Origin of the sequence: Synechococcus sp. Cruz CV12-2-Slac-r (assembly GCF_024346075.1) — a bacterium.
Classification (GTDB): Bacteria; Cyanobacteriota; Cyanobacteriia; order PCC-6307; family Cyanobiaceae; genus Synechococcus_D.
Genome location: NZ_JAGQEK010000232.1, coordinates 1 through 2,096, shown reverse-complemented (window position 1 = coordinate 2,096; position 2,096 = coordinate 1). Strand labels below are relative to the sequence as shown.

Sequence of the window (2,096 nt, the reverse complement as noted above, 5' to 3'; positions counted from 1 at the left end):
AGTATTACCTTCAACTGGTTCAGCATCACTGGTATCGTACTTTTCAGCCCTATTAAATAAAACAACCCAACCCATTACTGATACCACACCAAAAAATACAAAGGTGGCTAGAGCAGTTTCAAAACTAAATAAGCCATCCACCAATGGTGCGGCGGTGGATGCCTGGACAGGTAGCCAGTGATAAGCCTGGCGGCTCATCCAAAAGCTAAATACAACTAATACTCCTGTCCATACGCTAACTATCGCCAGCGCTGAAACATTAATCCGGGAGGGAGGGCTGCTTGTCATGGCAAAGCTTCTCTGAGATTAGCGCCAGCTGCTAAAAGCTGATCTGCAGTGATGTGCACGCCAAATTCAGCCGCCAGTTGAGCGCCCACAGTGCCATGAATCCCTATTAAACCCATCATTAACACTCCACTAAAAAGATAAATCCATTGCACCTGCCTGCCAAGATCTTTGCGCCATAGGAAACGCTGGTAACCACGCCAAATTGTCATTAAAACAATCAGAGCGAGCAACAAAACTCCTCCCACCCCGTGCCAAAGCATTGAAACAAAACCCTCAAGGCCAAAGGTGCTAATTACCCCAGGTAGCGGCACCGCAGTGAGCATTTCATAAAAACCTGCCGCCACCGTAAAAAAACTAATAACGGAGCAGGCCAGCAAGTTATACCAACCCACATCATGGAAACCGGCCCTTGTAACAGGCAGGGCTAAAAATCTGAAAATGCGCTTCTCTAATGGGTATAGAGCACCAGCAAAATCAAAAGCAATCGCTATAACGAATAAGCCGATCGTGAGATGCACCAAGTTAGGGTGAATCGGCAGGCTATATGGGAGATCATTTGCTCCTAATCCAGCTGCTATTTGATTTAAAGGCGCCTCTGATTGCAGCACCACATTAAAAAACTGCATCACACCAACCCCGCCCGCATCGCTTCCACCACCTTCACCGTATGCAATCCATAAACCCAAATCAACTGATCACCCAAATAAACTTGTGCCACCACCAAAGCTGCTAATAAAGAATCAGCGCCGAGAAATGCAAGCGGCAAACTAAGGGGATCTTTGGCTCGCAATACATAGCGCCAGGCCGTTAACACAGATAAAATTCCTGCGAGAGACCATCCAATGGTGCTATGTATATTTAAAATGTCGCGAGATGCACCGTAGGGATTAGCCAAACCAGCCTCCACCTGGCCAAACATGATTGCAACAAAAATTGCAGTTGTAGCAAACAACAAGTTCCACCAACTCACCTCAAATAAGGCTCGTTTTCCCGCAATAACACCAATAAAATCAAAAAATACTGAAATTAATGCCATTGAGATCACAAAATGAACCACGATCGGATGAATCGTGTCCATCCAGGGCAAGTTGTGATCATTTAATGGCGGTAGCAGGTGCTCGAGCATGAGCGAACCAAAAACGCTTCTTACATATTCCTTGGTAGTGCCGCAGGATTAAGAGTGTGTGAAATCTACCCATTTGCTTTATGGATCAATTTCTATCTGGCCCCTGGCGCCTGGAATCCGACAGCCTTGGGGAGGTGCAAGTGCCTGCAGATCGCTATTGGGGTGCCCAAACAGAACGGGCTCGCTTGATGTTCCAGCTAGGGCAAGACCCCATCCCCGCCCCTTTGATCCATGCCATCGCGATAATTAAACGGGCGGCAGTTCAAACAAATAACAAACTTGGCCTAATCGACCAAGCACGCTGCAACTGGATTAGCCAGGCAGCACAAGAGGTGGAAATCGGGAACTGGGATTTGCAATTTCCGCTTTCCACATGGCAAAGCGGCAGCGGCACCCAAACCAACATGAACGTGAATGAAGTAATCGCCAATCGCGCTTGCGAACTGGCTGGTGAGCCCTTAGGCACTAAAGCCTGCGTGCATCCAAACGATCATGTGAATAAAGGCCAAAGCACCAATGATGTATTTCCCAGTGCCATTCAGCTAGCGAGCGAGCGGCAGCAACGGCTACAGCTTCTGCCCGCAATAAGCGATTTAGCCGCAAGCTTTGAAATGAAAGCTGCTGCCTGGGCTGATGTGGTGAAAATCGGTCGTACCCATTTACAAGATGCAGTACCCCTCAC

At 47.9% G+C, this 2,096-nt stretch carries 3 protein-coding genes and 1 pseudogene; 1 reads left to right on the top strand and 3 read right to left on the bottom strand.

The window, feature by feature from the left end; translation table 11 throughout:
• The 3 genes and pseudogenes from KB557_RS11080 to KB557_RS11070 form a co-directional block, all read right to left on the bottom strand.
• A pseudogene (locus KB557_RS11080) lies at nt 1-288 on the bottom strand (cytochrome c oxidase subunit II); the annotation flags it as partial.
• Nucleotides 285-914, bottom strand: a complete 630-nt coding sequence (locus KB557_RS11075) for a DUF2231 domain-containing protein (RefSeq protein WP_255134193.1) — start codon at nt 912-914, stop codon at nt 285-287. The gene KB557_RS11075 and the pseudogene KB557_RS11080, both read right to left, overlap by 4 nt.
• Nucleotides 914-1,414: a DUF2231 domain-containing protein gene (locus KB557_RS11070; protein ID WP_255134190.1), complete on the bottom strand. Its 501-nt coding sequence runs from the start codon at nt 1,412-1,414 to the stop codon at nt 914-916. The genes KB557_RS11075 and KB557_RS11070 overlap by 1 nt, the downstream gene beginning before the upstream one ends.
• Before the next feature lie 80 nt (nt 1,415-1,494).
• Here KB557_RS11070 and KB557_RS11065 point away from each other — a divergent pair.
• Nucleotides 1,495-2,096, top strand: a 602-nt coding sequence (locus tag KB557_RS11065) for a lyase family protein (protein WP_255134188.1), incomplete at its 3' end; no start/stop codon positions are given.

Coding starts and splice junctions, on each gene's coding strand:
- KB557_RS11075 (WP_255134193.1), bottom strand. CDS start 914: ATGCAGTTTTTTAATGTGGTGCTGCAATCAGAGGCGCCTTTAAATCAA.
- KB557_RS11070 (WP_255134190.1), bottom strand. CDS start 1,414: ATGCTCGAGCACCTGCTACCGCCATTAAATGATCACAACTTGCCCTGG.